23 protein-coding genes are annotated in these 22,422 nt (G+C 72.5%); 7 read left to right on the top strand and 16 right to left on the bottom strand.

Features of this window, described 5'->3' with window-relative positions:
• Positions 1–13: 13 nt before the first annotated feature.
• The 11 genes from A8711_RS10695 to A8711_RS10645 form a co-directional block, all read right to left on the bottom strand.
• Entirely contained in the window at positions 14–1,012 is a 999-nt protein-coding gene (locus A8711_RS10695; protein WP_043330768.1) for a hypothetical protein, read from the bottom strand.
• 64 nt (positions 1,013–1,076) lie between these two features.
• On the bottom strand, positions 1,077–2,645 hold the full coding sequence (locus A8711_RS10690; RefSeq protein WP_069088112.1) for a polyamine aminopropyltransferase: 1,569 nt from the start codon (positions 2,643–2,645) through the stop codon (positions 1,077–1,079).
• Entirely contained in the window at positions 2,642–3,415 is a 774-nt protein-coding gene (locus A8711_RS10685) for a hypothetical protein (protein WP_069088111.1), read from the bottom strand. The genes A8711_RS10690 and A8711_RS10685 overlap by 4 nt, the downstream gene beginning before the upstream one ends.
• Positions 3,415–3,837 carry a DUF350 domain-containing protein gene (locus A8711_RS10680; protein WP_043327571.1) on the bottom strand — a complete coding sequence of 141 codons (423 nt, stop codon included), beginning with the start codon at positions 3,835–3,837 and terminating at the stop codon, positions 3,415–3,417. The genes A8711_RS10685 and A8711_RS10680 overlap by 1 nt, the downstream gene beginning before the upstream one ends.
• A 31-nt stretch (positions 3,838–3,868) precedes the next feature.
• Positions 3,869–4,294, bottom strand: coding sequence for a DUF4247 domain-containing protein (locus tag A8711_RS10675; protein ID WP_043327572.1), 426 nt, complete (start codon positions 4,292–4,294; stop codon positions 3,869–3,871).
• The gene (locus A8711_RS10670; protein ID WP_069088110.1) at positions 4,291–4,785 is read right to left on the bottom strand and encodes a DUF2617 family protein; all 495 of its coding nucleotides are present in this window, start codon (positions 4,783–4,785) and stop codon (positions 4,291–4,293) included. Before A8711_RS10670 ends, A8711_RS10675 begins: the two co-directional genes overlap by 4 nt.
• A gap of 1 nt (position 4,786) precedes the next feature.
• Positions 4,787–5,425, bottom strand: coding sequence for a DUF4178 domain-containing protein (locus A8711_RS10665; protein WP_043330769.1), 639 nt, complete (start codon positions 5,423–5,425; stop codon positions 4,787–4,789).
• 85 nt (positions 5,426–5,510) lie between these two features.
• Positions 5,511–5,885: a hypothetical protein gene (locus A8711_RS10660; protein ID WP_069088109.1), complete on the bottom strand. Its 375-nt coding sequence runs from the start codon at positions 5,883–5,885 to the stop codon at positions 5,511–5,513.
• A 164-nt stretch (positions 5,886–6,049) separates the two neighbouring features.
• Positions 6,050–8,641, bottom strand: coding sequence for an ATP-dependent chaperone ClpB (clpB, locus tag A8711_RS10655; protein ID WP_069088108.1), 2,592 nt, complete (start codon positions 8,639–8,641; stop codon positions 6,050–6,052).
• A gap of 159 nt (positions 8,642–8,800) precedes the next feature.
• Positions 8,801–9,055: a hypothetical protein gene (locus A8711_RS10650; protein WP_069088107.1), complete on the bottom strand. Its 255-nt coding sequence runs from the start codon at positions 9,053–9,055 to the stop codon at positions 8,801–8,803.
• Complete coding sequence (locus A8711_RS10645) at positions 9,052–9,369, bottom strand: DivIVA domain-containing protein (protein ID WP_083296982.1); 318 nt, start codon at positions 9,367–9,369, stop codon at positions 9,052–9,054. Before A8711_RS10645 ends, A8711_RS10650 begins: the two co-directional genes overlap by 4 nt.
• 205 nt (positions 9,370–9,574) lie before the next feature.
• Here A8711_RS10645 and A8711_RS10640 point away from each other — a divergent pair, with 205 nt between their 5' ends.
• The 4 genes from A8711_RS10640 to A8711_RS10625 all read left to right on the top strand — a co-directional run bounded on the left by A8711_RS10640 (position 9,575) and on the right by A8711_RS10625 (position 12,182).
• A complete protein-coding gene (locus tag A8711_RS10640) occupies positions 9,575–9,793 on the top strand; it encodes a winged helix-turn-helix domain-containing protein (protein ID WP_030500544.1) in 219 nt (72 codons plus the stop codon).
• Positions 9,794–9,865: 72 nt separating this feature from the next.
• Entirely contained in the window at positions 9,866–10,366 is a 501-nt protein-coding gene (locus A8711_RS10635) for a cation:proton antiporter regulatory subunit (RefSeq protein WP_043327578.1), read from the top strand.
• A gap of 5 nt (positions 10,367–10,371) precedes the next feature.
• On the top strand, positions 10,372–11,589 hold the full coding sequence (locus A8711_RS10630; RefSeq protein WP_069088106.1) for a cation:proton antiporter: 1,218 nt from the start codon (positions 10,372–10,374) through the stop codon (positions 11,587–11,589).
• 164 nt (positions 11,590–11,753) lie between these two features.
• Entirely contained in the window at positions 11,754–12,182 is a 429-nt protein-coding gene (locus A8711_RS10625) for a hypothetical protein (RefSeq protein WP_030500541.1), read from the top strand.
• 70 nt (positions 12,183–12,252) lie between these two features.
• On the opposite strand, the gene A8711_RS10620 is transcribed toward A8711_RS10625, so the two are convergent.
• The 5 genes from A8711_RS10620 to dnaK form a co-directional block, all read right to left on the bottom strand.
• The gene (locus A8711_RS10620; RefSeq protein WP_043327580.1) at positions 12,253–12,459 is read right to left on the bottom strand and encodes a hypothetical protein; all 207 of its coding nucleotides are present in this window, start codon (positions 12,457–12,459) and stop codon (positions 12,253–12,255) included.
• A 186-nt stretch (positions 12,460–12,645) separates the two neighbouring features.
• Positions 12,646–13,086 (bottom strand): heat shock protein transcriptional repressor HspR, encoded by a 441-nt coding sequence (locus tag A8711_RS10615; protein ID WP_030500539.1) that lies wholly within the window; start codon positions 13,084–13,086, stop codon positions 12,646–12,648.
• A gap of 24 nt (positions 13,087–13,110) precedes the next feature.
• Positions 13,111–14,292 carry a molecular chaperone DnaJ gene (gene dnaJ / locus A8711_RS10610; RefSeq protein ID WP_064447963.1) on the bottom strand — a complete coding sequence of 394 codons (1,182 nt, stop codon included), beginning with the start codon at positions 14,290–14,292 and terminating at the stop codon, positions 13,111–13,113.
• A gap of 79 nt (positions 14,293–14,371) precedes the next feature.
• The gene (grpE, locus tag A8711_RS10605) at positions 14,372–15,106 is read right to left on the bottom strand and encodes a nucleotide exchange factor GrpE (RefSeq protein WP_043327582.1); all 735 of its coding nucleotides are present in this window, start codon (positions 15,104–15,106) and stop codon (positions 14,372–14,374) included.
• Between the two features lie 48 nt (positions 15,107–15,154).
• The gene (dnaK, locus tag A8711_RS10600; protein WP_043327583.1) at positions 15,155–17,026 is read right to left on the bottom strand and encodes a molecular chaperone DnaK; all 1,872 of its coding nucleotides are present in this window, start codon (positions 17,024–17,026) and stop codon (positions 15,155–15,157) included.
• 211 nt (positions 17,027–17,237) lie between these two features.
• On the opposite strand from dnaK, the gene A8711_RS10595 reads away from it, so the two are divergent.
• The 3 genes from A8711_RS10595 to A8711_RS10585 are packed head-to-tail and all read left to right on the top strand — an operon-like array spanning position 17,238 to position 22,010.
• On the top strand, positions 17,238–19,055 hold the full coding sequence (locus A8711_RS10595; protein ID WP_069088105.1) for an ABC transporter: 1,818 nt from the start codon (positions 17,238–17,240) through the stop codon (positions 19,053–19,055).
• A 17-nt stretch (positions 19,056–19,072) separates the two neighbouring features.
• Positions 19,073–20,731, top strand: coding sequence for a GTPase (locus A8711_RS10590; protein WP_069088104.1), 1,659 nt, complete (start codon positions 19,073–19,075; stop codon positions 20,729–20,731).
• Between the two features lie 52 nt (positions 20,732–20,783).
• Complete coding sequence (locus A8711_RS10585) at positions 20,784–22,010, top strand: hypothetical protein (protein ID WP_069088103.1); 1,227 nt, start codon at positions 20,784–20,786, stop codon at positions 22,008–22,010.
• Positions 22,011–22,422 lie beyond the last annotated feature (412 nt).

The following is a 22,422-nucleotide window of genomic DNA, read 5'->3' as shown; positions in this document are numbered from 1 at the left end:
ATGTCGGAACGGCTCACCGGTCCGCGGCGCGGCGCAGCCGGCGGTGCTCGGCGGTGACCACACCGAGCAGCGCCAGGTCGAGCGCGACCGCGGAGACCGCGCCGAACTGGTTGACGGTGAAGTTGAAGACCTGCCCGAACAGCAGGTCGACCAGGAGCGCCAGCTTGAACAGCCGGAACGCCTCGGCCCGGTCGCGGCGCAGCAGCCAGGCGGCCCACAGGCCGAGCACGGCCGTGATCAGCGCGCTGGCGCTGACACCGAGGATCGCACCCCACTCCCGTTCCTCGCCCAGGTGCCCGGTCACGCCGTCGAGGAACACGGCCAGCACGGTGAGCACCGGCTCCACCACCAGATAGACCACCACCGGCCAGATGAGCCAGCGGCGTCCGGCCGCCCAGACGGCGAGACGCCGGGCCCGGTCCGCCGCTCGCTGCCAGAACCGCACCGGCGGCGGCTCCCGGCGGGGTACGGCGTCCAGCAGTTGCGCCACCGCCGTCTCGGTGGCCGGTCCGGTGCCCTGCACGAGACGCAGCACGGCGATCCGCCGCCTGTCGGTCAATCCGCCGGGCAGGCCGCTGAGCACCACGTCCAGCGCGTTGGCGGTGCGTTCGGCGGGGGTGAGCCGGGAGCGGCCGGTGCGCCCGCGTACCGCCTGGGTGAGCAGGACCAGCAGCGCGAACGCGACGTAGATGATGGCGGCGGCGGGGGCGTAGAAGTAGTCGGTGCCGGTGGTGACGAACTTGCCCACCTCGTCGATGAACAGGCCGAACCCGATGCCGCCGATCACCGCCCCGCCGCTGCGGGCGCCGCCGCCGAGAAAGACCAGCGGGATGCCCAGACCCACGGCGAGCAGCAGGCCGCCCCAGAGCACGTGCGCGATGTGCAGCCCGCCGCCGCCGAGCTGTGGATAGTCGGCGGCCTTCAGGTACGCGCGTACGGCCAGCACGGTGACCACGCCGGAGAGCACGAACGCCTGGAGGTAGGACGCAGCCTGGATCGCCCGGGTCGGCAGCCGGCGGACCAGCCAGCCGATCCCCGGCCGGTAGCGCGGCGATTCGGGTGGCATGCCCCGAAACCTAGTAGCCGCGCCACTCCTCGCGGGCGTAGTCCAGCACCCTCGGTCGCAACAACGTGTTGGCCGGCATGTCCAGCCGGGCCCGGTCGGCGGGGAACGTGGCGGCGGCGGCCACCACCTCCGGGGTGAGGAAACGCAGCGGCGGCCGGTCGTCCGGCAGCGCCAGTTCCGGCGCCACGTCACCCGGCGCGGCGAGCACGAATCCCCAGTCGCCGAAGCTCGGCACGTCAACGTGGTACGGCACGGTGGCGAAGCCGGCCTCGCGGATCGACCGCTCGATCGACCAGTACGACCGGGGTGCGAAGTAGGGCGACCCGGACTGCACCACGAGCCGCCCGCCGGGGGCCAGCACCGGCCGGATCAGCGTGTAGAACTCGATCGTGTAGAGCTTCGCGGTGGCCGTCTCGTCCGGGTCGGGCAGGTCGGCGATCACCACGTCGAAGCGGTCCGTGGCGGTACGCAGCCAGGCGAACGCGTCAAGGTTGAGCACCCGTACCCGGGGGTCGGTGAGCGAGCCGCCGTTCAGCTCGCGCAGTTGCGGCTCGCGGCGGGCCAGCTCGACCACTGCCGGGTCGAGGTCGACGAGCGTCACCGAACGCACGTCCGGGTACTTGAGGATCTCCCGCGCGGCCAGCCCGTCCCCGGCGCCGAGCACCAGCACGTCGCCGTGCGCCCCGCGCATCGCCGGGTGCACGAGCGCCTCGTGGTAGCGGTACTCGTCGATCGAGCTGAACTGCAGGTCGCCGTTGAGGAACAGCCGCAGGTCGGTGTCGGAGCGGCCGGGCTCGGGCACCGAGCGGGTCAGCACGATCTCCTGGTAGCGGCTGCGCTCGGCGTGCACCACCGGGTCGCGGTAGAGCTGCTGGCGGGTGGTCACCTCGAAGTCGTGGGCGGTCACCCAGGCGTACCCGAGGAGCAGGCCGACCACGGCGGTGGCCACGCCCAGCGCGGCCCGCGCCCGGCGGCTGAGGTCGGCGCGGAACACGGTGAAGACGAGCGCGACCCCGGCGACCGCGTTCACCGCGCCCACCACGAGCGCGCCCTTGAGCTGGCCGAAGACCGGGATCAGCAGGAACGGGAAGGCCAGCCCGCCGAGCAGCGCGCCCACGTAGTCGGCGGCGAACAGGTCGGCCACCGCGCTGCCCGCGGACTGCTCCCGGATGCGTTGCAGCATCACCATGAGCAGCGGGATCTCCGCGCCGATCAGCAGGCCGAGCACGAACGCGGTGCCGACGAGCGCCGGGCCGTACAGGTCGAGCCAGGCGAACGCGGCGTAGAGGCCGAGCACGGACAGGCCGCCGAGCAGCGCCAGCGTCAGCTCGATCACCGCGAACGAGACCACCGCCCGGGACTGCAACGGCTTCGCCACCAGCGCGCCGACGCCCATCGCGAAGACCATCACGCCGAGCACGATCGACGCCTGACCGACCGTGTCGCCGATCAGGTAGCTGCCGAGCGCGACCAGCGCCAGCTCGTACACCAGGCCGCAGGCCGCGCAGACGAAGACCGCGAGCAGGACCGCCGCGCGGGCCAGGCGCCACCGCGGCCGTGCGGCCACGTCGGCGGTCACCGTCTGCTCCGGGTACGTCCGGCGGCTCCCGCCCCGGCGCGCTGCGCGGGCACCCGTCCCCGGTGGCTGCGGCGCTGCCGCACGCCCACGGCGATGAACAGCGCGGCGAGCAGGAACAGTCCGACCGAGCTGAGGAGGTAGGCCCAGCGGTCCCGCCAGAAGTCGTTGCCGGCGTCCGGCAGCGGCGCGGCAGCGGTGGACGGCGCGGCGGTGGGCGTCGCGGCCGGCTCGGCGAGCCCGCGCTCGGCGGCGAGCAGCGGCAGGATCGTGGCGGCCCGGGTGACGGCCCAGCCCGGGTCGTCGAGGAACGCGTCCTCGTCCAGCCCGAAGCGACCCAGCCGGGTCTCGATCGCGGCGAGGTCGGCGAACTCGATGTCGTCCGACCCCTTGATCCGGATCGTGGCGGAGTCCTCCGACTCGCTGCTGGACGAGGTGTACCTGACGTTCGCGGAGACCGCGATCCAGCGCGCGCAGCCGGGCGCGTCGACGACTGTGGTGCCGTCGCCGAGGTTGGAGCCGACGCTCACCTCGTCGTACACGTCGAGCAGTTCCCAGCCGTAGCAGATGCCCTGGCTGTCGGCGGCGGCCCGGAGGATCGGCACGGTGCCGGAGCGTTCGTCGGCGGCCGGGGCGGGGACGGAGGTGTCCGAGTCACCGCTGAACGCGCCGACGGCGCAGACGACGACCACGACCCCCACGACCACGGACCAGATCACCGTCTGGGTGCGTTTGTCCTTCCCCGCCGAATGCTGTGCGGGCTTTCCGCTCATCAGATGATTGCGGCTGCGATGATCGCGCCGGTGGCGAGGTGCACGGTGGCCGAGACCCACACCGCCGGGTGCGGCTCCGGGTCGACCAGCAGCTCACCGAGCTTGCCCGGAGTGGCGGCGTCGAGCAGCATGAACGCCACCGCCATGATCACCAGGCCGAGGATGCCGTACGCGCCCGCGCCGATCAGCCCCAGCCTGAAGTCGTTGTCGCTGGCCACGATCGCGGCCACCACGATGGTGCCCACCCCGACCAGGTTCGACGAGAGCAACAGCGCCGCGTTGCGGTTGCGCTCGACCCAGATCAGCTCGTGAAGCTTGCCCGGGGTGGCCACGTCGACCAGGACGTAACCGATGGCCATCAGTACGACGCCGACCACGCCGTACGCGAGGGTGACCAGCAGATCGGTGACGAGATGCTGCACAGAAGACTCCAGGGTGAGGGGGCGAAGGGGGCTACTTACCGGAACCGGGGCCGCCGCCCCGGACCGTGCTGCCTCGGCCCCAGCCCCAGCTGTTGCCGACGACGGTGTGGTAGCGGGGGTAGGCGGTGGTCATCTTCTCCAGCAGGATCACCGAGCCGACGGCGAGCGGGAGGATCACCACCGAGTCGTCGTCGTAGCGCAGGTAGACCCCGCTGCCGTCGACGTACTGGTCGGCCGGCTTCCAGGCGTCGGTGATCTGCTTGGACACCTCGCTCGGCGTCTTCCGGGAGGTGTACGCGATCGCGTTCGAGCCGATGTCCCGCCCGGAGGCGCGGGAGAAGTTGTCCTCCACGTAGCCCCGGGGCGAGAAGTTGCCGTAGAAGATCGTGAAGGTGGCGATGAGCGCGCCGATGACGGCGACCGCCACGCCCACCACGAACCACCGTCGGTACGTCACAGCTCCTCCACCACGGTCTCGGTCAGGACCAGCTCGTTCGTCTGGGGGTAGACGTGCCAGGTACGCCAGGCGAGCACGCCGTCCGGCGGCCGGGGCCGGACGGAGAGCGCGGTGACCGCGTCCTCGTCGCCGGGGAAGACCCCGATCAGCGCGTACGGGTCCTCGGCCAGCTCGGCGCGCAGCGCCGCGACCCGGGTACGCAGGCCGTCGCCCTCCGGCCGGAGCACGGTGGCCATGAACCGGTAGCCGGTCGTTTCGTCGTGCAGCGCGTCCGGCAGGTGCGGCGGGCGGCCGGGCAGGCAGGCGACCGTCTCCGTGAGTCCGCCGAGCACCACCTGGTGGGAGGCGCCGAGCAGGCGCAGCCGCAGCCGGGGCAGCCCGGGCAGGTCGATGTCGCGTACGGCGAGCGCCGGCAGCTCCGGGCCGCCCAGGGCCAGGCTCAGATCGGCGGCGCTGGTGTCGACGTAGGGCGTGTCCAGGCAGACGAGCACGTCAGCGCACCGTTTCCGGGCCGCCCTGCGGGTAGATCATCACCTCGGCGCGGCGCAGCTCCTCACCGAGGTTGACCTCCCAGCCGGCCTCCCCGTACGCCTCGAACGACAGCCGCGCGCCGCCCGGCGCCTGGTAGTCGTAGTAGCGCATGGTGCCGTGCGGATCGAGGCCGGTGCCCTCGGTCGCGGTGTACCGGGCCTGGCCCGACTCGTCCCAGTTGTAGCGGCGGCCGGCGATCTCCAGCGTCGGGGCGCCCGGCGTGACGGTGGCCCCCGGCTCGCTGGTCCAGAGCACCAGCTCCAGGTCCGGGTCGGACTCGACGGAGAGCCAGCGCTTCACGCCGCCCGCGTCGTCGAGCAGGTGCTCCGCCCAGCTCCAGCCACCCTCGACCAGGTGCACCGAGCCCCGCACGGTGTACGGCACCGTACGGATCTCGACGATGTCGCCGGGCTTGAGCGCGCGCGGGTCGCCGCGCAGCGCGTCCGCGTCCCGGTCCCGGAACGGGTCACCCGGCGCCGCCTTCGTCTTCGGGCGGGACTCCGACCGGGATTTCCGTACCGCGATCACGGCGATCACCACACCGGCCACCCCGACGAGGCACCCCAGCGTGGTCACCACGTACGCCAACGAACCGTTCACGACCGCCTCCCCCAACCTGCTAGGCGGGAACGGTAACAACCGCATGCACGCCTTCTGAAGTCCCGTTCGCTGAGTGTGCGGTCAGCTACTGCTCGCCGCCGGCGAGCCGGTCGGCGGCGTATTCACCCAGCGTGGCGCGGCCCATGAGGCAGCCGGAGAACGTGGTGAACTCGCCGTCGTCGTCGCGCAGCCGCGCCCAGGCGTCCCGCCCGGCGGCCGGGTCGACCGCCTCCAGCAACGTGGCCGCGTACGCCCGGCCGGCCGGGGAACCCTTGCGGAGCAGCTTGTCGACCCGCTTGCGGGCCGCCTCCGGGTGCTCCCGCAACCCCTGTTCCAGCCGTCGGTACGCCTCGGTCGCGGGCAGCACCTGCCCCGCCAGTCCCACCCCGCCGAAGGCGAGGGTGTCCGCGCCGTCGAGTTCCCGCGCCGCCTCGTCCAGTTCCCGCTCCCACGCACTCATGCCCCACTATGTGCCCACCCCGCCACCCCCTCCAACCGCAAGGAAGGGCCCCCTTTTAACGCCTCCGGTAGAGGAAGGGCCCCTTGTTAACAACCTCCACGAGCAGGGCGCGGCCGGGAACGGCGAAGGCCCGGCCAAGAGGGCCGGGCCTTCGCAGGAGCTGGTCAGGCGGCGGTGACCGCCAGGGACTCCTTGGTGTCGGACAGGTCGACGCGGACCGTGTCGCCGTCGCGGATCTCACCGGCCAGCAGCGCCTTCGCGAGCTGGTCGCCGATCGCCGACTGCACCAGCCGGCGCAGCGGGCGGGCGCCGTAGATCGGGTCGTACCCGTGCTCGGCCAGCCAGGTCCGGGCCGCTTCGGTGATCTCCAGGCCCAGCCGACGGTCCGCCAGTCGGCGGCGCATCCGGTCGAGCTGAATGTCCACGATCGACCGCAGGTCCTCGCCCTGGAGCGCGGCGAACACCACGATGTCGTCGAGCCGGTTGAGGAACTCCGGCTTGAAGTGCGACCGGACCACCGCGAGCACGCCCTCCCGGCGCTCGTTCTCGGTGAGCGTCAGGTCGCTGATCACCGACGAGCCCAGGTTCGAGGTGAGGATCAGGATCGCGTTGCGGAAGTCCACGGTGCGACCCTGACCGTCGGTGAGGCGGCCGTCGTCGAGCACCTGCAGCAGTACGTCGAAGACGTCCGGGTGGGCCTTCTCCACCTCGTCGAGCAGGATCACCGAGTAGGGGCGGCGGCGTACCGCCTCGGTGAGCTGGCCGCCCTCCTCGTACCCGACGTATCCGGGCGGGGCGCCGACCAGGCGGGCCACCGAGTGCTTCTCGCCGTACTCGCTCATGTCGATGCGGACCATGGCCCGCTCGTCGTCGAAGAGGAACTCGGCGAGCGCCTTTGCCAGCTCGGTCTTGCCGACGCCGGTCGGTCCGAGGAACAGGAAGCTGCCGGTCGGGCGGTCCGGGTCGGCGACGCCGGCCCGGGCGCGGCGTACCGCGTCGGAGACCGCGCCCACCGCCTCGGCCTGGCCGACGACGCGGGCCCGCAGCGACTCCTCCATCCGGAGCAGCTTGGCGGTCTCGCCTTCGAGCAGCCGGCCGGCGGGGATGCCGGTCCAGGAGGCGACCACCGCGGCGATGTCGTCCGCGCCGACCTCCTCCTTGAGCATCGCGCCGTCGGCCTGGAGCCGGGCCAGTTCCTCCTCGGCCTGCTTCAGCTCGGTCCGCAGCGCCGGGATCCGGCCGTACCGCAGCTCGGCGGCGCGTTCCAGCTCGCCGTCGCGCTCGGCCCGCTCGGCCTCGCCGCCGAGGCGCTCCAGCTCCTCCTTGGCGGTGGAGAGCTTGGTGATGTGGCTCTTCTCGGTCTGCCAGCGTTCGGAGAGAGCGGTGAGCTGCTCGCGCTTGTCGGCCAGCTCCTTGCGCAGCCGCTCCAGGCGCTCGGCGGACGCGGCGTCCGGCTCCTTGGCCAGCGCCATCTCCTCGATCTCCAGGCGGCGTACCGCCCGCTCGATCTCGTCCACCTCGACCGGGCGCGAGTCGATCTCCATGCGCAGCCGGGACGCGGACTCGTCCACCAGGTCGATCGCCTTGTCCGGCAGGAAGCGGTCGGTGATGTACCGGTCGGAGAGCGCGGCGGCGGCGACCAGGGCGGCGTCGGTGATGCGTACGCCGTGGTGCACCTCGTAGCGCTCCTTGAGCCCGCGCAGGATGCCGATGGTGTCCTCGATGGTCGGCTCGCCGACCAGCACCGGCTGGAAGCGGCGCTCCAGCGCCGGGTCCTTCTCGATGTGCTCGCGGTACTCGTCGAGCGTCGTCGCGCCGACCATCCGCAGCTCACCGCGCGCCAGCATCGGCTTGAGCATGTTGCCGGCGTCCATCGAGCCCTCGCCCTTGCCGGCGCCGACCACGGTGTGCAGCTCGTCGAGGAACGTGATGACCTGGCCGTCGGAGTTCTTGATCTCCTCCAGCACGGACTTCAGCCGCTCCTCGAACTGGCCGCGGTACGACGCGCCGGCGACCATCGCGCCGAGGTCGAGCGAGACGAGCTTCTTGTCCCGCAGCGACTCCGGCACGTCGCCGGCCACGATCCGCTGGGCCAGGCCCTCCACGATCGCGGTCTTGCCGACGCCCGGCTCGCCGATCAGCACCGGGTTGTTCTTGGTACGCCGGGACAGCACCTGGATCACCCGGCGGATCTCCGAGTCCCGGCCGATCACCGGGTCGATCTTGCCGTCGCGGGCGCTGGCGGTGAGGTCCACGCCGTACTTGGCCAGGGCCTGGTAGGTCTGCTCCGGGTCGGCGGTGGTGACCCGGCGGTCCCCGCCCCGGACGGTCGGGAACGCGGCGACCAGATTCTCCTCGGTGGCGCCCGAGTTCTTCAGCGCGACCGAGACCGCGCCGCCGACCCGGGCCAGCCCGGCCAGCAGGTGCTCGGTGGAGGTGTACTCGTCGCCCAGCGGCCGCGCGATCTGCTCGGCGGCGCCGATGGCGTTGACGAACTCGCGGGCCAGCGTCGGCTCGGCGATGCTCGACCCACGCGCGGCGGGCAGCGCGTCGACCGAGCGCAGGGCGACGCGGCGCAGCTCGGCCGGGTCGGCCCCGACGGCGCGCAGCAGGCCCGCGGCGGTCGAGCCCTCGGTGTCCAGCAGTGACAGCAGCAGGTGCCAGGGCTCCACGGTGGCGTGACCGCGCTGGTTCGCCAGCGCGACGGCACCGGTGATGGCCTCGCGGCTCTTGGTGGTGAGACGTTCCGTGTTCATGGGCTCCCCCGGATCGGCGTGTCCACTGGACATGACACAACCAGAGTTGAGTCTATTCCGCTCAACTCCACCCCTGTGACCTGAGTCACCCTCCGGCGGCGAGGCCGGGTAGGTCTTGGTACGAAACGGCCCTCATAGGGGCCCTTTCGTACCAAGATCTCAGCGACGCGGGAGGCGCGTGAGGCAAGGGGTCTCGTGGTCGGCGCGCAGCACGCAACGCCGGCCGCCGTCCAGCTTGCGGTCGCAGAAAACCCAATGGCGTACGGCCTGGTCGTCCTCCGTCGACACGGTGATCCCGCCCAACTCCACCACCGCGAGGAACGCCAACGACCGGCCGGCCGTGCGACCGAGCATCTTCGCCCGGACCAGATCCGCCGCGCGCACCGGCAGATGGATCACGTACCGCCCGGTCACGGCCGCCCGGCCAGGTCGCGCATCGAGGGAGCCTGACGGGACCGCCACTCGCGCAACGCGCCCTTGATCCGCGCCGTCTCCTCACGGCTCCGGGCGACTTCGGCGTACGCGGCGGCGAGGTCACCGGCCACGCGGTCGAGGAACGCGGCGACCTCGGCGGGGTCCAGCCCCCGGCGGCGCGTCGCGAAGCGGCGGCCCCGCACCTGCCAGGGCCGGAGCGGAAGGTACGACGCGGAGCGGTACGCGGCGCCCGGCGCGGAGTCGGGCGGGCGCGCGTTCCGCCGCTTCGGACGTATTCGCAGGAGATTGCGCACGACACTGTCCCTTCTCGCAGAGGACGGGGGTCGGGACGAGCCACGGGGGATGCCCGCCCCGACCCGGGAATGCTCCAGGTGCCATCCGGGAGCGTTCGTCAGCAACCTACAATCGGTACCAGTCGTAGGTCAACGATCGACCCACAATTGCTTGAGGTTGGAGGTGGGTGCATGGTCGAATGGGCGTGCCATCCGGGGAGTGTGTATGCCCAAGCAGCAGTACCAGGTGCTCGCAGACGAGCTGAAGAGCAAGATCGATTCGGGAGAGTGGCCACCCGGCACCAAGCTGCCGAGCCGTGCCCAACTCTGCAAGGAATACGGCGTCTCCGACACCGTCGTCGGCAAGGCGATGATGATCCTGCGGGCAACCGGCCTCACCGAGACACTCGAAGGTGTCGGCGTGTTCGTGGCCGAACGTGCCTAGACGAGTCGCATCGACCAGCCTGTAGTTCGACCCCGGACGCAGCAGGTGCGCGCCCGGAGTAGCCTCACCCGCGTGCGAGTACGTGTCGAACAGACCGCCCTGCCGGGTATCGGCGTACGTCATGACCTGATGACGGAGTCCGGCCGCCGGCTCGGTGTGGTCTCCCACCGCAATGGCCGTCGCGACCTGGTCCTCTACGACCCGGACGATCCCGACTCCTGTCAGCACGACATCCCCCTGACGGACGACGAGGCGGAGGCGCTCGCCGACATCCTCGGCGCGTCGCTGATGCTGGGTCAGCTCTCCGGGCTGCGCGAGCAGGCCGCCGGGCTGCTGACCGAGCAGATCGCCATTCCGGCCGGCTCGAAGTACGTCGGCAAGCGGCTGGGTGACACCAAGGCCCGGACCCGGACCAGCGCGTCGATCGTCGCCGTGCTGCGTCAGGGCACGGTGAACGTCTCGCCGGATCCCACTTTCCGGTTCGAAGCCGGCGACGTGGTCGTCGTGGTCGGTACCCGCCAGGGGCTCGACGGCGTGACCGCGATCCTCGCCGAGACCGACCCGGACGTCTGACGCGTATGCACGAAACCACAATCCTGCTCATCGAGGTCGGTGCGCTGCTGCTCCTGCTCGGCCTGCTCGGCCGGCTGAGCCGTCGCGTCGGTGTCTCGCCCATCCCGCTCTACCTGCTCGCCGGCCTGGCGTTCGGGCACGGTGGCCTGCTGCCGCTCAACGCCAGCGAGGAGTTCTTCGCCGTCGGCGCCGAGATCGGCGTGATCCTGCTGCTGGTCATGCTCGGCCTGGAGTACAGCGCCAACGAACTGGTCGGCAACCTCCGCTCGGCCGCGCCGGCCGGTCTGATCGACGCGGTGCTCAACGCGCTGCCCGGCTTCGGGTTCGCGCTGCTGCTCGGGTGGGGCTGGGTCGCCGCAGTGGTGCTCGGAGGCGTCACCTGGGTGTCGTCGTCGGGCGTGATCGCCAAGGTGCTCGGCGACCTGGGCCGGGTCGGTAACCGGGAGACGCCGGTGATCCTCTCCGTCCTGGTGATCGAGGACCTGGCGATGGCCCTCTACCTGCCGCTGGTCACCGCGCTGCTCGCCGGGGTCGGCCTGATGAAGGGCGGCATCGCGCTCGCCATCGCGGTGTTCACCGTCGTCGTGGTGCTGGCCGTGGCGATCCGGTACGGCCACTTGATCTCCGCCGCGCTCTCCGCCAAGGACCCGGAGGCGCTCCTGCTCGGGGTGCTCGGCCTGACCCTGCTGGTCGCCGGTATCGCGGCCAAACTCCAGGTCTCCGCCGCTGTCGGCGCGTTCCTGGTCGGCATCGCGTTGTCCGGGCCGGTGGCGCACCACGCCACCGAACTGCTCTCCCCGCTGCGGGATCTCTTCGCCGCTGTCTTCTTCGTGTTCTTCGGGCTGGTCACCAACCCGCTGGACATGCCGCCGGTGCTGCTGCCGGCGCTGGTGCTGGCAGTGGTCACCATGGCGACGAAGGTGGCCACCGGCTACCTGGCCGCCCGCCGGGCGGGGATCGCCGAGCCCGGTCGCTGGCGGGCCGGCCTGGCGCTGACCCCGCGCGGCGAGTTCTCCATCGTCATCGCCGGACTGGCCGTCGCGGCCGCCTACCCGGTGAACCCGAAGCTGGCGGCGCTCGCCACCGCGTACGTGTTGATCACGGTGGTGACCGGGCCGCTGCTCGCCCGGCTGCCCGACACCCAGTGGTTCAAGCAGTGGCTGCGCTCCCGCGCCRCCGCCGCCCGTGCGGCAGCGGCGTTGCCCGCGCCGACCGGGGACTGACCCGCGCCGGGCCGGACCTGCCACAGGCAGATCCGGCCCGGCGTTGTCAAATTGATCCCCGGAAGGTCTACCACTGCTCCGCTCAGCCGCGTTAACGTTTCGGCCCAGCAGCCAGGGTCCGCGGGTGGCCGGTGCCCCCGCCAGCGCAAGCGGAAGGTCGGCCGGTGAGCGTGCAGGAAGATACGTTCCACGGCTTCGCCAATCCGGTCGATCCCTCGCCCGCCGAACTCCGGGCGTGGGCCTATCAACCGGATTCGGTGCCGCTGACCTCGATGCCGCCCGACTGGGACCTGCTGGTCGCCGGTGACCATCTGGTGCAGACGCTGTTCGACCTGGCGATGGACGAGCGCTGCCCGGCCCGGCGGTTCGCGCTGCACTGCCTCTACATCTACGCCGCCGACGGCATCCGGACGAACTTCCGCGCCCATCCCAAACGCCGGTTCCGCAAGCTTGTCGAGCAGGCCGAACGCGCCGGTGACGACCTGATGCGCAACTGGGCGCACAACAGCCGCGTGCTGCTCGCCCGGCCCGACCTGTTCGTCTACCGGGACTGGTGCGAGGGCGGCCTGGTCCGCGAGAACCGCCGCCTCTGACACGTCGCCGGCTTGAACGGCGAACGGGCCGGGATCCCCCGTGGATCCCGGCCCGCACGTCGGCGGATCGTCAGGTCGACCCGCCCTGCTTCTTGCGCCTCTCGTCGTCCCGGGCCCGGTCCACGCCGTGGTCCGTCTGGTCGGCGAAGCGCCCTTCCTTGACCTTGTCGCTGAAGCGTCCCTCGGTGACCCGGTCGAACCGCTCGCGGACGTTCTCGGCCACCTTCTCCAGCCGTTCCTCGGCGCGTTCCGCCACCTTCTTAGCCGGTTCCGCCATGGCTCCCCCTGCCAACTCGGCGTCCGATTTAGGGGTTTTGGCCCTACCGGCGAGCCTAGTCGACAGCGCCCTGCCGCATCCCGCATTCCCCGACGAGCGCCCCGAACCAGGGACGCACGAGGGCCGGACGTACGAAGGCCGGCGCGGCCCCGGGGGAGCGGGGCGCGCCGGCCTTCCGGTGAAAGGTCAGCGGTCGGGAGCGCGGCGTGGTCGCCAGACGACGAGCGCGGTGGACGTGCGGTTGGTCGGCACGAGGTCGCCGCGGGCAAAGCCACCGAGCGACTCCAACTCGGCGATCCGCCGGTACGCGGCGTCCAGCTCCGCCTCCAGCCGGGCCACCCGCTGCTGTGCCTCTTCGAGCAGCCGCTCCAACCCGATGATCCGCTTGACCCCGGCCAGGTTGATCCCGTCGTCCTGGCTGAGCCGCTGCACCTCGCGCAGCAGCACCACGTCCCGGACGCTGTACCGGCGACCACCGCCGGACGCCCGGCCCGCCTGCACCAGGCCCAGCCGGTCGTACTGGCGCAGCGTCTGGGGGTGCATCCCCGCCATCCGCGCAGCCACCGAGATCATCAACACCTTGGCCTCGTAGGCCGGGTCACCCGAGCCGACGTACTCCTCCGACATGCCCGCTCACCTCCGCTGCCGCCGTCAACTGAATCGACGTACCCGCGCGTCGAGATGTTCCCGCGCGGCGGGCGGAGTCTGCTCCGCGAAGGTCTCCAGCGCCGCCCGCGCCTCGTCCGAGACCTTCGCCGGGACCACCACGTCGAGCGTGACCAGCAGGTCACCGGCGCGGCCGTCCTTGCGTACGACGCCCTTGCCGCGGGCGCGCAGCACCCGCCCGCTGGGCGTACCCGGTGGCACCCGCAGCGTCACCGTCCCGTCCAGGGTCGGCACGCGCAGGTCGGTGCCGAGGACCGCCTCGGCGTACGTGATCGGGACGTTCAGGGTCAGATCGTCCCCGGTACGCCCGAACAGCTCGTCCGGGCGGACCTTCACCTGCACGAACAGGTCGCCCGCCGAGCCGCCCCGCTCACCGGGCTCACCCCGGCCGGCCAGGCGGATCCGCTGCCCGTCGGCCACCCCGGCCGGGAAGCGCACGTTCAGCGTGCGGGTCTTGGTGACACCGCCGGTGCCGTGGCACTCCGGGCACTTCTCCTCGACGATCGTGCCGACGCCCTGGCAGTTGCGGCACGGCTCGGAGAAGCTGAACGACCCCTGGTTGCGGGTGGTCACGCCGGCGCCGTGGCAGACCGGGCAGGCCACCGGCTGGGTACCCGGCTTCGCGCCGTTGCCGTGGCAGGTGTCGCAGACGCCGGGCGCGCGCAGCGTCAGCGGCAGCGTGACGCCGCGTACCGCATCCTCGAAATCGAGCGCCACCTCGGTCTCGACGTCCCGGCCCCGCGCCGGACCGCGCGGACGCGCCGCGCCACCCCCGCCGCCGGAGAAGATCGAGCTGAACAGGTCGGTGAAACCGCCGCCGCCGAACCGGGTGTCCCCGCCGCCCGCGCCGCCGCCGAACAGGTCGGAGACGTCGAACGGCACGCCGCCCGGCTGGCCCGCGCCGCGGGCGCTGCGGCGGAAGGCGCCCGAGCCGAACAGCGAGCGCATCTCGTCGTACTCGCGTCGCTTCTTCTCGTCGCCCAGCACCGCGTACGCCTCGGAGACGGTCTTGAACCGCTCCTCGGCCCCGGTGTCGCCGGGGTTGTGGTCCGGGTGCGACTCCCGGGCCAGCTTGCGGTACGCCTTCTTGATCTCGTCCGAGGAGGCGGACTTCTCCACGCCCAACGCGGCGTAGTAGTCCTTCTCGATCCAGTCCTTGGAACTCACCGGTCCACCCCCTTCCACGGGTCGAAGCCCGGCCGTCCCGCCCGCCCGGTGGGGGCGGGCGGGACGTCACGGGTCGGCACTACTCCGGGTCCGCGACCGCGACCATGGCGGGCCGCAGCAGCCGCTCGCCGAGCTGGTAACCGCGGCGCATGACCTGTACGCAGGTCGACTCGGTCACGTCGGCGGAGGTCTGGTGCGCCACCGCCTCGTGCCGGGTCGGGTCGAACGGGTCGCCCTTCTCGCCGAACGCGGTCAGGCCGAACTTGCCCAGCGCGGCGGTGAGCTGCTCGGCCACGCTGCCGAACGGGCCCACCAGATCGCCGTGCTCACGGGCCCGGTCCAGGTCGTCCAGGATCGGCAGCAGCGCGCTGAGCACAGTGCCGGTGGCCTGCTCCTGGACCAGGTTGCGGTCCCGGTCGACCCGCTTGCGGTAGTTGGCGTACTCCGCCGTGACCCGCTGGAGGTCGCGGGTGCGCTCCTCCAGGTCGGTGCGGAGCGACTCCAGCTCGGCACCGAGCGGCGCGGTCGCCTCCGTCTCCCCGCTCGGCTCAGCCGGGGAATCGACCACCGTCGGCCCGGTGACCTCGGCCTCGCCGCCGATCTCGTCGACCACGACCTCGGCCTCCTCGACCAGCCCTTCGGCGGGCGCGTCGGCAGCGGCGTCCGCCGCCGAGGCGTCGTTCGCCGGCTGCTCGGTCACCTTGCCGAGCTTGCGCTTGTCGCGGATGACGACCCGGGGTTCGTCGCCGGCGTCCTTGCCGGCGCCCGCCGACCCGGTGGCACCCGGGTCGGCCGCGCGTGGCTTGTCCGTCATGCGGTTACCTCATCCCTCTGCCGTGCGAATCGTGTCCGGGACCGGATGTCACTTCTTGTCCTCGTCCACGATCTCCGCGTCGACCACGTCGTCGTCGCCGCCGGCCTTCGGGCCACCGGTCGCGCCCGCGCCCGCGCCGGCGCCCGGCCCGGCCGCGCCACCCGGCGCCGCCTGCTCGCCCTCCTGCTGCTGGGCGTAGAGCAGCGAGCCGGCCTGCTGGGAGACCTGCGCCAGCTTCTCGTGCGCGGACTTGATCTTCTCGATGTCCTGGCCGCCGAGCGCGCTGCGCAGCTCGCCGAGCGCCTCGTTGAGCTGGTCACGGTTCTCGCTGGGCAGCTTGTCGCCGCTCTCGGCGAGGAACTTCTCGGTCTGCCACTGGAGCGCCTCGGCCACGTTGCGGGTCTCGGCCTCCTCGCGGCGGCGCTTGTCCTCGTCGGCGTGCTCCTCGGCGTCCCGGCGCATCCGCTCGATGTCGTCCTTCGGCAGCGAGGAGCCGCCGGTGATCGTCATCTTCTGCTCCTTGCCGGTGCCCAGGTCCTTGGCGTGCACGTTCACGATGCCGTTGGCGTCGATGTCGAACGTGACCTCGATCTGCGGCACGCCGCGCGGGGCCGGCGGGAGGCCGGTCAGCTCGAAGGTGCCGAGCTTCTTGTTGTAGGCCGCGATCTCCCGCTCACCCTGGAACACCTGGATCAGCACCGACGGCTGGTTGTCGTCGGCCGTGGTGAAGACCTCGGAGCGCTTGGTCGGGATGGTGGTGTTGCGCTCGATGAGCTTGGTGAAGATGCCGCCCTTGGTCTCGATGCCCAGGCTCAGCGGGGTCACGTCGAGCAGCAGGACGTCCTTGACCTCGCCCTTGAGCACACCGGCCTGGAGCGCGGCGCCGACGGCGACGACCTCGTCCGGGTTGACGCCCTTGTTCGGGTCCCGGCCGGTGAGCTGCTTGACCAGGTCGGTGACGGCCGGCATCCGGGTCGAGCCGCCGACCAGGATGACGTGGTCGACGTCGGAGATCTTGATGCCGGCGTCCTTGACGGCCTGCTCGAACGGGCCCTTGCAGCGGTCCAGCAGGTCCTGCGTCATGCGCTGGAACTCGGCGCGGCTGAGCGTCACGTCGAGGTGCAGCGGGCCGGCCGAGCCGGCGGTGATGTACGGCAGGTTGATGTTGCTGGTGGTGGCGGCGGACAGCTCGATCTTGGCCTTCTCGGCCGCCTCCTTGAGCCGCTGCATGGCCATCTTGTCCTGCGAGAGGTCGATGCCGTGCTCACCGCGGAACGTCTTCACCAGGTGGTCGATGATGCGCTGGTCCCAGTCGTCACCGCCGAGCTGGTTGTCACCGCTGGTGGACTTGACCTCCACCACGCCCTCGGCCAGCTCCAGCAGCGACACGTCGAAGGTGCCGCCACCGAGGTCGAAGACCAGGACGGTCTGCTCCTTGGAACCCTTGTCCAGGCCGTACGCCAGGGCGGCCGCGGTCGGCTCGTTCACGATCCGCAGCACGTTGAAGCCGGCGATCTCACCGGCCTCCTTGGTGGCCTGGCGCTGCCCGTCGTTGAAGTAGGCGGGGACGGTGATCACCGCGTCGGTGATCTGCTCGCCCAGGTACGCCTCGGCGTCCCGCTTGAGCTTCATCAGCGTACGGGCCGAGATCTCCTGCGGGGTGTACTTCTTGCCGTCGATGTCGACGGTCCAGTTGGTGCCGATCTCCCGCTTGACCGAGCGGATGGTCCGGTCGGGGTTGGTCACCGCCTGGCGCTTGGCGACCTCACCGACGAGCACCTCGCCGTTGCGGGCGAACGCGACGATCGAGGGAGTCGTACGCGAGCCCTCTGCGTTGGCGATGACGGTGGGCTCACCGCCCTCGAGAACGCTGACGCAGGAGTTCGTCGTGCCGAGGTCGATGCCGACCGCACGTGCCATGTTCGCTTCCTCGCTTCGTAACGGGTGAGCAGGTCAGACGGCCTGCCCGGGAGGGCCGCCCGGAAGCGACCGCACCACAAGTTGAGTGAACTTGACTCAATAGTGCCACGCCATCGCCAATCCGCAAGTCGAGGTTGAGCCGACCCGGCGCAACCCGACCGTTACTACTGTCCGGTTGTCTTACCTTGCGTCGGTCGGGCACGCTTTAGCGGTGACGACGCATGGCGATTCCGCCACCCGTGCCGGCGCGCCCGCCGTCGCAGCCCGCACCGGAGCCACCACCGGCGCCGACCAGCCTGCGCACGCCCCGGAGGGCCTGCCCGCCGCGCTCACCGGCCTGCGGTCGGCGATCGGCGCGGCCCGCTTCCCGCTCGCCCTCCCCTCGGCCGAGCCGGCCCGGCACGCCGCCACGAGCCTCACCGACCAGCTCGACGACTACCTGCTTCCCCGGCTGGCCCGGCTCGACGCCCCGCTGCTGGTGGTGGTCGGCGGCTCCACCGGCGCGGGCAAGTCGACGCTCGTCAACAGCCTGGTCCAGGCACGGGTCAGCGCGGCCGGGGTGCTCCGCCCCACCACCCGCTCCCCGGTGCTGGTGTGCAGCCCGACCGACGCGGCCTGGTTCCGGCAGGGCGAGCTGCTGCCTGGCCTGACCCGGACCACCGAGCCGAGCGAGCAGCCGGGCACCCTGCACCTGGTCACCGCACCGGCGCTGCCGCCCGGCCTGGCCTTCCTCGACGCGCCCGACATCGACTCGGTGGTCGACGCCAACCGGGCGCTCGCCGGGCAACTGCTCGCCGCCGCCGACCTCTGGCTGTTCGTCACCACCGCCGCCCGGTACGCCGACGCCGTCCCCTGGGAGCTGCTGCGCAGCGCCCGCGCCCGGGGCACCGCAGTGGCGATGGTGCTGGACCGGGTCCCCCCGGAGGCCGCCGACGAGGTCGCCGCCCACCTGTCCGAGATGCTCGCCGAGCAGGAGCTGGGCGCCGCGCCGCTGTTCGTGCTGCCGGAGACCTGGGTGGACGGGCAGGGGCTGCTGCCGGACCGGATCACCGCCCCGCTCAGTGACTGGTTCGCCCGGCTCGCCGCCGACGCCGACGCCCGCGCCGCGGTGGTCCGGCAGACGCTCGACGGCGCGCTGGCCGCGCTGCACCCGGTGGTGGAGGCGCTCGCCGAGGCCGCCGACGAGCAGTGCACCGCGGCCGACGCGCTGGACGAACGGGTACGGGCCGCGTACCGGGGCGCCGAGCGGAGCGTCGACCAGGGGCTCCGGGACGGCCGGCTGCTGCGCGGCGAGGTGCTGGCCCGCTGGCAGGAGTTCATCGGCACCGGCGAGTTCTTCCGGGGCCTGGAGGCACGCATCGGCCGGCTGCGGGACCGGGTCGTCGCGGCGGTCACCGGGCGGCCCGCGCCCGCCGCGGAACTGCGTACCGCGATCGAGTCGCAGCTCGTCACGCTGCTGCGCGGCGTGGCCGCCGAGGCGGCGGAGAACGCGTACACCGGTTGGAAGGCGCACCCGGCCGGCGCGGCGCTGCTGGAGCCGGACCTGGCCCACGCCTCGGCCGACCTGCCGGAGCGGGCCGAGCAGCTGGTCCGCGACTGGCAGCGCGGCGTGCTGGAACTGGTCCGGGTCGAGGGCGGCGACCGGCGGTTCGTGGCCCGCACCGCGGCGTACGCGGTGAACGCCACCGGCCTCGCCGTCATGATCGGCGTGTTCGCCTCCACCGCGTTCATCCCCACCGGGCTGGAGGTCGCCGCCGGCACCGGCACGGCGGTCGCCGGGCAGACCGTGCTCCAGGCGATCTTCGGCGACCAGGCGGTGCGGAACCTGGCCCGCAAGGCCCGGATCGACCTGCTCGACCGGACCGGCAAGCTGCTGGCCGAGGAGGCCGAGCGCTTCCTGGCCCGCACCGAGGCCGAGCGCCCGGCCGACAACGCGGGAGCGGCGCTGCGCTGGGCCGCCCTGGAGGTCGAGCGGGCCCGGCACCGGAGTGGTCTGTTTCCGAGCCCCGAGCAGGACGGACGCCAGTGAGTAACGTCGTCGGACGGATGCGGGACGCGCTGCGCGGCGAGCAGCGGGTCGACCCGGACGTGCTGATCGAGCGCCTCCAGGCGATCCAGCGGTTCCTTTCCGCGGTGGACGGCGATGTGCCCGACGCTCAACTGGTCGCCGCGCACACGGTGGTCGAGCGGGCCGGTGACCGGCTCGCCCTCTCCGGCCGGCACACGGTGGTCGCGCTGGCCGGCGCGACCGGCAGCGGCAAGTCGAGCCTGTTCAACTCGCTGGCCCGGCTCGACCTCTCCCCGGTCGGGGTGCGCCGGCCGACCACCGGCGTCGCGCACGCCTGCGTGTGGGGTCCGCTGGACGGCGCGGTCCGGCTGCTCGACTGGATCGGCGTGCTGCCCCGGCACCGGTTCGTCCGGGAGAGCCCGCTGGACGCCGACGACGAGTCGACGCTGCACGGCCTCGTCCTGCTCGACCTGCCCGACTTCGACTCGGTGCAGCACGGTCACCGGCTGGAGGTCGACCGCCTGCTGGGCCTGGTCGACCTGGTGGTCTGGGTGGTCGACCCGCAGAAGTACGCCGACCGCGTGATCCACACCAGCTATCTGCGCGAGTTCCACAGGCACAAGGACGTCACGGTCGTGGTGCTCAACCAGGCCGACCGGCTGCACCCGACCGAGCTGCCCAAGGTCCTCGAGGATCTGCGCCGGCTGCTCGACGAGGACGGGCTGGGCGGGGTGCCGCTGCTGCCCACGGTAGCGGTCGACCCGAACGGGCTGAGCGGCCTGCGGGCCGAGCTGGAGCGTACGGTCGCCGAACGGCAGGCCGCCCTGCGCCGGCTCTCCGGCGACGTGGACGCCGTGGTGGCCGATCTCGAACCGCTCGTCGGGCCGGAACCGCCGAGCAGCAAACCCGGCGACGCCTCGGCACAGGAGCTGAACCGGGCGCTGGCCGGGGCGGCCGGGGTGCCGACTGTGGCGGCGGCGGTCGAGGGGGCGTACCGGCACCGGGCCGTCAGCAACACCGGCTGGCCGCTGCTGCGGAGCTGGCGCAAGCTACGACCCGACCCGCTGCGCCGGCTGCACCTGCCCGGGCGGGACCCGGACGCGCCGGCGGAGAGCCTGGTCGCGGCCACCTCCGTACCCGATCCGACAGCCACGCAGCGCTCGGCGCTGACGCTGGCGATCCGCGCGGTGGCCGACCGGAACGGCGCCGGTCTGCCGGCGCCGTGGCCGGCCGCGGTGACCGCGGCGGCCCGGTCCCGGCAGGCCGACCTGCCGGGCGCGCTCGACCACGCGGTCGCCGCGACCGACCTGGGCATGGACCGCCGGCCGGCCTGGTGGCGGGTGGTCGGCGTGCTCCAGTGGGTGGTCACCCTGGCCGCGCTGGCCGGCCTGGTCTGGCTGCTCCTCGGGTACGCGGTGCGCCTGCTCGGCCTGCCCCCGCTGGAACACCCCACGCTCGGCGTGGTGCCGTGGCCGACGGTCCTGCTGCTCGGTGGCCTGCTGGCCGGGCTGCTGATCGCGGCGCTGACCCGGCCGGTGGTCGGGTGGGCGGCCCGCCGGGCCCGGGCGCGGGCCGAGCGACGCCTGCTCACGTCGGTGGGCAGCGTCGGCGAGAAGTACGTGCTGGACCCGGTGTGGGCGGTGCTGACCCGCTACGGCACGGCCCGGGAGGCGCTGCGCGAAGCCGTGCGGCGCTGAACCCGGCGCGCTGACCGGTGTGGGGGCGGCCCGCGCGGCGTAGGGTCGATGCATGGCCACGCCACAGACCCCCTACGACGCGGTTCTGCACGCCGCGCGCGACGTGACGAGGCTCGACTCGGCCCTGGACGCGGAGATGCTCGGCGCCGCGTTGCTGGGCAGCGTCTACGCCGTCGCGGAGCACGACCGGGAACAGGCCGTCCGCGAGTTCGTCACCGGCTTCCTCGCCGCCACGTCCCGGCGGCGCAGCGCCGCCGCGACCACACTGCGCGCCGTCTTCGCCGCCCTGGTGCCCAACGCCGAGGGCGCCGCCCGGGTCCGGCCCGGCGCGTACGCCCCGACGTGGGCCGGCCAGCTCGGCCGGGTGCACGTCACAGGCGCCTGGGCGTACGGCGACGTGTACGGCGACCAGACGTCCTACCTCGCCACGTTCGCGTACGACGACGAGGAACAGGGCGGGCCCGAGCACGCGCTGGTGGCGCTGGTCGACCACAACATCGGCATCACCAAGGACGTCTTCGTCGGCGGCCCGGCGGCCCGGATCGTGGAGCAGGCCCGGGAGATCTGCACCGAGGACGAGTTCACCTGGTTCCGTACCGAGGACCCGGCCCGGATGCACGCCGAGGTGAGCCGCCACCTGGCGGTCACCGACGACCTCGCCGAGCTGCCCGCACAGGGCTCGCTCGCCACCGACCGGGCGCTCGTGGGCGCACGGCTGGCCGCGCTGCCCGGGCCGACCCCGCCGGCCGGTCCGGCGGTCGTGCCGCCGCCCACCGACGAGGAGCGCACCCGCCTGATACGCGCATTCCTCGACTCGCCCGAGGCGTCCCGGTTCGGCCTGCCCGAGGTCGCCGACGGCGAGCTGGCCTCGCTGCACTTCTGCCTCGGCCTGCTGCTCGACCACGCGGCCAGCTTCCCGGACGCCGACCCGATGCGGTGGAGCCCGATGGTCGCCGAGCTGTTCCTGCTCGACTGGGTGCACCGCCGGGCCGTGCTGGACATGGACGACGCGGCGATGCTGCCCCGGGTGCTGCGCGCCTGGGCGGCGTACGCGGCCCGGCAGCGCGGGCTGTCGCAGTCGGCGTCCGCCCGGACGGACGAGGCGATCACCGAGATGGTCCCGGAGTTCGCGCGGCTCTACAGCACCGGTGAGCGGCGCAGCCCGGCCACCGCGGCGGTCGCCCAGCTGATGGCGGACGGCGTGGACCCGGACGACCCGGAGGCGCTCAACGCCTGGATCGAGGCGAACCGTCACCGCCTGACCGACGACCCGGCCTAGGCAGTCGCACACGCATGATCGACACCACCTCGGCGAGGTGGCGGCATCACCCCGGCCAGAACCACACCACTACGCCATACTGGTGTCGATCATGCGGGCGCCGGCCCTCGGTGGCCCCGCCCCTCGTTGATCCACACCACCCCGGCGAGGTGGTTGTATCAAACCGGCCGGAACCACACCAGCACGGCGTTACGGTGTCGATCATGCGGCCCTGGGTGCCCCGCGCGAGGGGCCTCCCCGAACCTCCTTGATCGACACCAGCACGGCGAAGTGGTGTCGATCATGCGCCTGCCGATGCCCTGACCAGCCGGACCTCGGTTGATCCACACCACCTCGGCGAGGTGGCTGCATCGGACCGGCCGGAACCACACCACCACCCCGTAATGGTGTTGATCATGCAGCCTGCGCCCTC

It is taken from the genome of Micromonospora sp. II (assembly GCF_001709195.1).
GTDB lineage: Bacteria > Actinomycetota > Actinomycetes > Mycobacteriales > Micromonosporaceae > Micromonospora > Micromonospora chalcea.
Note: the sequence above shows the minus strand (reverse complement) of the source record. Positions and strands in the feature narration are given on the sequence as shown.